4 protein-coding genes and 2 pseudogenes are annotated in these 6,187 nt (G+C 39.5%); 2 read left to right on the top strand and 4 right to left on the bottom strand.

Going from position 1 to position 6,187, the window contains the following annotated elements; translation table 11 throughout:
* Both ACERCF_RS10230 and ACERCF_RS10225 read left to right on the top strand, forming a co-directional pair.
* Window positions 1–536 (top strand): annotated as a pseudogene (locus tag ACERCF_RS10230) (hypothetical protein); the annotation flags it as partial.
* 69 nt (window positions 537–605) lie between these two features.
* Complete coding sequence (locus tag ACERCF_RS10225) at window positions 606–899, top strand: hypothetical protein (RefSeq protein ID WP_373625518.1); 294 nt, start codon at window positions 606–608, stop codon at window positions 897–899.
* A 384-nt stretch (window positions 900–1,283) separates the two neighbouring features.
* Here the strand turns inward: ACERCF_RS10225 and ACERCF_RS10220 are convergent.
* The 4 genes and pseudogenes from ACERCF_RS10220 to hflK form a co-directional block, all read right to left on the bottom strand.
* Window positions 1,284–2,368: pseudogene (locus ACERCF_RS10220) on the bottom strand (IS3 family transposase).
* Window positions 2,369–2,489: 121 nt separating this feature from the next.
* Window positions 2,490–3,788, bottom strand: a complete 1,299-nt coding sequence (gene purA / locus ACERCF_RS10215) for an adenylosuccinate synthase (protein WP_373625517.1) — start codon at window positions 3,786–3,788, stop codon at window positions 2,490–2,492.
* A 183-nt stretch (window positions 3,789–3,971) separates the two neighbouring features.
* On the bottom strand, window positions 3,972–4,859 hold the full coding sequence (gene hflC, locus ACERCF_RS10210; protein WP_373625516.1) for a protease modulator HflC: 888 nt from the start codon (window positions 4,857–4,859) through the stop codon (window positions 3,972–3,974).
* 2 nt (window positions 4,860–4,861) lie between these two features.
* Window positions 4,862–6,106 carry an FtsH protease activity modulator HflK gene (gene hflK / locus ACERCF_RS10205; protein ID WP_373611025.1) on the bottom strand — a complete coding sequence of 415 codons (1,245 nt, stop codon included), beginning with the start codon at window positions 6,104–6,106 and terminating at the stop codon, window positions 4,862–4,864.
* Between the last annotated feature and the right edge of the window lie 81 nt (window positions 6,107–6,187).

Raw genomic sequence — 6,187 nt, 5'->3', positions numbered from 1 at the left:
TGAATGGTGACTTAATCGCTAATGGCACTATTCTTGGTCGTCATCTTAAGGCAAATGAGATGATTACCTCTCCAATCATTAACGGCGGTCAAATTGTGGGTAATGCTATCACGGGCAGTACAATTGCTGGTACAACTATCTCTGGCGGAACTATTAAGGCAGCTCACCTTGAAGGAGCAACAGGCTCATTTAGTGGCACATTAACAGTCAATCAGCTAATAGGAAGCAATATTATCGAAATTGTTCAGTTAAAAGTGAATTACGCACAATCATCACGACGTCGTGGCGGTGATACAATTCGCTATAGTACTTACTCTAGAGATATTCATATTGCAGCAGCCCCTATCGAGCGATATTTTTGCATACTCAATAGCGACTATGCCGAAATTATCCCAGCTCATCAAGCTAAAGTGATTCGGTTTAATCGTACGTTTGCCGGACACGAAAGAATTACAGGAGGGATTGTACACACGTCATCTGGGATTACGATGACAGTGATGCTGATTGCAACAACCAGTGCAAAAACTATTTCTTAGAAATTTATCCAAGCCGTTTAATAATACAAACGGTCATATTTTATCAACAATCTACAAAAGGAAACCCTTATGACAACTTTTAATAAAATCTTAAACCCGATGTACTCAACTATCGCAAGCTACTCAACGCAAGATGATGGTTCACTTAATGCCAAATATGTCGTTGGCACAGGCGATGATACCGATGGCGAGGTCACAAACTTTGTAATTATCACAAGTGAGTACAAATATATTGACTCACAGTCTGCCAAAACAATTACTGACGCCCCTCTTGCCAAAGAGGATATTGGCAAAACCCCTACGCAAATTATGTTAGGGAGAATTTATAACCATCTCAAAGAGACTGGGCAGATTGTCGTTTAGGGCACAAAACGTGATGGAGGGAGTTTATCCCTCTATTAATAAGGAAATTGTGTCAAAATTGTGCCACAAAAGATGTTAAAAGACGTGAAAAGATGGTAATAAACACAGTATAACTATGATTAATTAGCTCTGTAAGTCATTGTTATTATTAGCTTTATTAAAATAAAAATCAAATATATAGAAGCCCTTCTAAGGCGTGGGTCAAAGGTTCGAATCCTTTAGGGCGTGCCATTTAATTTACAAATCAATTCTATTAAGACAAATAATATTCTAAAGTAAAATCTAATTTACTTTAGTAAGCTCTACAAGCGGTCAAAATTCTAAATTATTTTACAAAAAAGTCATTTAGTTAAATTTGAGCTGACCCCAAAAAGTTAGGCTTACTTAATTCAAGGGCTGAGTTCTGTATTCCACAGGGCTGAGTCCTTTTAGTTTCACTTGAATATACTCATTATTGTAGTAATGAATGTACTCGTGAATCGTTTGTTTAAGTTCGGCAAAGGTTTCAAACCGTTTACCAAAGTAACATTCCGTTTTGAGCCGCCCGAAAAAACTTTCCATCGCACTGTTATCCAAGCAATTTCCTTTTCTTGACATACTTTGTGTCATACCATTCTGCTTCAACAGCGTTTGGTACGCCTTCATTTGATACTGCCAACCTTCGTCGGAATGTAATATCGGTTTTGTGCCGTTAAGCCTTGCCATAGCTTGATTCATCATTCGAGTAATCTTCTCAAAGTTCGGGTGTTCTACCAAGTCATAGTCGATAATTTCGCCATTAAATAAATCCTTAATCGGTGATAAATAAAGCTTACCTTCCGCAAATTTGAATTCAGTAATGTCTGTGCCCCATTTCTCATCGGGTTTTGTAGCATTAAAATCTTGGTGTAACCAATGCACAATCGCAGCATTTTTATCCACTTTAATCTGCAAGATAGTAAAGAAGGTGTTGCGTTTTAAGCCGATAAGGCGTAGCAGGATTTCAAGCGGAAATTGCTCTCGTAATGCCTTTACGACATTGGCTTTTTCTGCATTTTGGCTTGGTTGAGTTCCTGCAACTTTTTTAAAATCGCACTCTCTGCTTCAAGCTCCAAAATACGGTAATGCAAGCGCTCAGGGGGGGCATTTTCGGGTATTTCGGTTTCATTGGCAGACGCCGTTTTGGTTTAGGTAATAAGCCGTTTACACCTTGTTTATCAAAGGCTTGCAACCATTGGCTAATAATCCCCGAATTAGCAATCCCAAAATAAAGGCAAGCATATTCTGCAGAAAATTGCCCATTTTTAACCGCTTGTACAGCAGATAATTTAAATTAGGGGCAAGTAGATTTGCTTTTTATCTAAAACAGCTAACCTATTGATACTATTATGATTATATTGCTGAACCCAGCGTTGTAATGTTTTAGCCGTAAGCTGAAAATGCTGACGAGTAAGTGACCTATTTTTCCTATTTTGAAAATAAAATTCTATCGCTTATTGTTTGAAAGATTGGTTGTATTTAGTCATAAAAAATCTGCACCTTAATCAGTTAGTTTTTAGTCCAACTTTGGGGTGCAGATCAATTCACTAAATGGCTTTTATTTATCTTAAATTATGCTGCAAACGGATCGCGTAAAATCATTGTTTCTACACGATCTGGGCCGGTTGAGAGAATATCTACTGGTACGCCAACTAACTCTTCAATACGTTTGATATAGTCTAATGCGGCTTGTGGTAACTCTTCACGTTTGGCTACACGGAAGGTGTTTTCAGACCAACCCGGCATTGTTTCATAAATTGGTTCCACACCTTCCCAGTCTTTTGCGGCAAGTGGTGCATATTCGACTACTCTGCCGTCTGGCATTTTGTATGCTGTACAGATTTTTAGCTCTTTAAACCCATCTAAAACGTCTAGTTTGGTCATACAGAAACCAGAGATTGAGTTGATTTGTACTGCACGGCGAACTGCTACGGCATCAAACCAACCACAACGACGTGGGCGACCTGTTACAGCCCCAAACTCGTTACCCTTGCGAGCAATTTCAGCACCTACTTCATCAAATAATTCTGTGGTGAATGGACCACTACCTACACGAGTACAATACGCTTTGATAATACCTAATACATAGTCTAGGTTACGAGGGCCGTAGCCAGAACCTGTTGCAACTCCACCTGCAGTGGTATTTGAGCTAGTCACGAATGGATAAGTACCGTGATCGATATCTAACATCGTGCCTTGTGCACCTTCAAATAAGATGTTATCGCCATTTTCACGAGCTTCGTGTAATAACGTGGTTACATCTGCTACCATTCCTTTGATGACATCAGCAACAGCGAATACATCATCTAAGGTTTTTTGATAATCTACCGCTTCTACTTTGTAATAATTTACTAATTGGAAGTTGTAGTAATCTAAAATATCTTTTAGTTTAGCCGCAAAATGTTCTTTGTCGAACAAATCACTTACACGCAAACCACGACGAGCTACTTTATCTTCATAAGCAGGGCCGATTCCACGACCAGTCGTGCCAATTTTATTTTTACCCAGTGCTGCTTCACGAGCGTGATCCATCGCAACGTGGTAAGGTAAAATTAATGGGCAAGCCTCAGAGATTTTTAAACGCTCACGCACATTAATACCACGCTCTTCTAATTCGCCCATTTCTTTCATTAAGGCTTCTGGCGAAAGCACTACACCATTACCGATTAAGCAAGTTACATTATCACGCAAAATACCTGATGGAATAAGGCGAAGAACGGTTTTCTCACCATTAATGATTAATGTATGACCTGCATTATGACCACCTTGATAACGCACTACATACTTCACACGATCTGTTAATAAATCAACAATTTTGCCTTTACCCTCATCGCCCCACTGAGCCCCGAGAATCGCAACACTTTTACCCATAGAAAAATCCCCTTAATCAGAATGAATACATTAACCTATTATAATATTGCAAGCGGTCAATTTGTAGGAGCGAATTGCAATTCGCCCCCATATTGCAAAATTTTTATAAAAACCAACCGCTTGTAATCATTGAAATAGGTAAAAAATCAAAACCCGATACAAGATCGGGTTTTATAGATACAACTATTTTGTAGGAGCTTGCATAAAGCGTAAAAACTCACTATTTGGCTTCAATAACATCATATTATTTTGCCCTTCCGCAAAGCTGTCTTCATACGCTTTTAGGCTTCGAATAAAGCTATAAAATTCTGGCTCATTACTAAATGCTTCTGAATAAAGTTTTGCCGCTTGTGCATCACCCTCGCCTCGTAATGTTTGAGCTGTTTTATTCGCATTTGCCAAAATTAAAGTTACTTTTTTATCTACTTCAGCACGAATAATTTCTGCTTTCTCGTTACCTTGTGAGCGATGTTCACGAGCAACCGCATCACGCTCTGCACGCATACGTTGGTAAATTGAAGATGAAACTTCATTCGGTAAGTTGATCTGTTTTACACGCACATCAACCACTTCTATACCTAAACGCTCTGTACCATCTTCACCAGCATTTAATGCTTTTTGAGCTCCAGCCATTAACTCGCCACGAGAACCAGACACAATGTCTTTAATGGTACGAGAACCAATTTCAGAACGCAGACGGTCACTAACTTTACGGCGTAAAAGATCAGCTGCTTTTTGATAGTCGCTACCTGTTGAGGTATAGAATTGACCAAAATCACTGATTCGCCATTTTACATAGGAATCGACCAAGAGGTCTTTTTTCTCTACAGTTACAAAGCGATCTTCTTGCCCATCTAAGGTTTGAATTCGGGCATCTAGCACTTTCAAACTATCAATAAATGGCATTTTGAAGTGAATACCCGGTTGGTAAACCACGACTTTTTGATCGCTATCACGATGAACTTTGTTAAAACGTAACATAATGCCACGTTCACCTTCATTTACAATAGTTACTGCTTGTAGAACAACAAATGACACCACAGCCAGTACAGGTAATAATAATTTACGCATTATTAAAATCTCCCTTTACGAGTTTGTTCTGCCGGCTGTTCTACCTGTTGTGGTTGAACCTGTGTTTTAGGTTGAACAATTTGCGGTGTTACAATTTGTGCTGGAACAGCAGGTTGCTCAACCTTAGTTGCTGATGGGTTATTCATTAATTTATCAAAAGGCAATACATTGAGGTTATTACCTGATGAATCCATTACGACTTTAGGTGTATTTTTCATCACTTTTTCCATCGTTTGGATATATAAACGCTCACGAGTAAGCTCTGGCGAAGCCTTATATTGTGGTAATAATTGGCTTAAACGCTCCACTTCCCCTTTTGCATTTAACACAACTGCCTCTTTATAGGCTTCCGCTTGTTCAATCGTACGTTGAGCTTGACCACGTGCAATTGGCTCTTCCCCTCTTGCATAGGCTTCCGCTTCACGGATTAAACGTTGTTCATCTTCTTGTGCTTTAATTGCATCATCAAAGGCAGCTTTTACATCTTCAGGCGGACGAGCGTATTGGAAGTTTACATCTGTTACCAGCAAGCCCATATCATAGGTTTTAATGATTTCACGCAAGGTAGCCCACGTTCTTTCACGCACCGTTGCTCGACCTGTGGTTAGAATTTCGTCCATTGTCATATGACCGATTACATAACGTAACGCACTATCTGTCGCTTGTTTTAAACTTTCATCAGGGTTGCTCACACTAAATAGATATTTAGCAGGATCTTCCACACGATACTGAACCGTCATTTCAACTTGAACCATATTTTCGTCTTGAGTAAGCATTGAGCCGTTTGTATTTAACTCAGAAACTCGCTCTACATTTACTCGCGTTACAGCATCAATAAATGTTGGTTTCCAGTTTAAACCCGGCATCACGATATTATCAAGTTTACCTAAACGGGTAACAACACCTCGTTCTGCCTCTTGTACCGTATAAAATCCTGAACCTGCCCACACCACAGCGGCAAGCCCTAAAATAACAGGCAGAAGTTTGCCAAAGCCAGCACCGTTTGGGTTACGAGAGCCATTATTAGGAGACTTGCCACCACCTATTTTTTTCAATAGGCTGCTGAAAACTTCTTCTAAATCAGGCGGTTGTTGTTCATTTCGTTGATTATTAGTTGGTCCTTGTTGTGAACCTTGAGCAGGACCTTGCTCTTGATCTTGTTCTTGCTGTTCAGGCTTTGGTTCAGCTCTTCTCTGCCCCGGCTTCCCCCAAGGGTCTTGCTGATTACCTGATTCATTCCACGACATAAATATCTCCAAAAATAAAATCGAATCGCACTTTAAAATTTAAAACGCAAGTTAAAGATTGTACCTATTTAGTTCTCATTT

This window comes from Mannheimia kashgarensis (assembly GCF_041807705.1).
GTDB lineage: Bacteria > Pseudomonadota > Gammaproteobacteria > Enterobacterales > Pasteurellaceae > Mannheimia.
The sequence above is the reverse complement of the archived record's forward strand: the minus strand, read 5'-3'. Positions and strand labels throughout refer to the sequence as shown.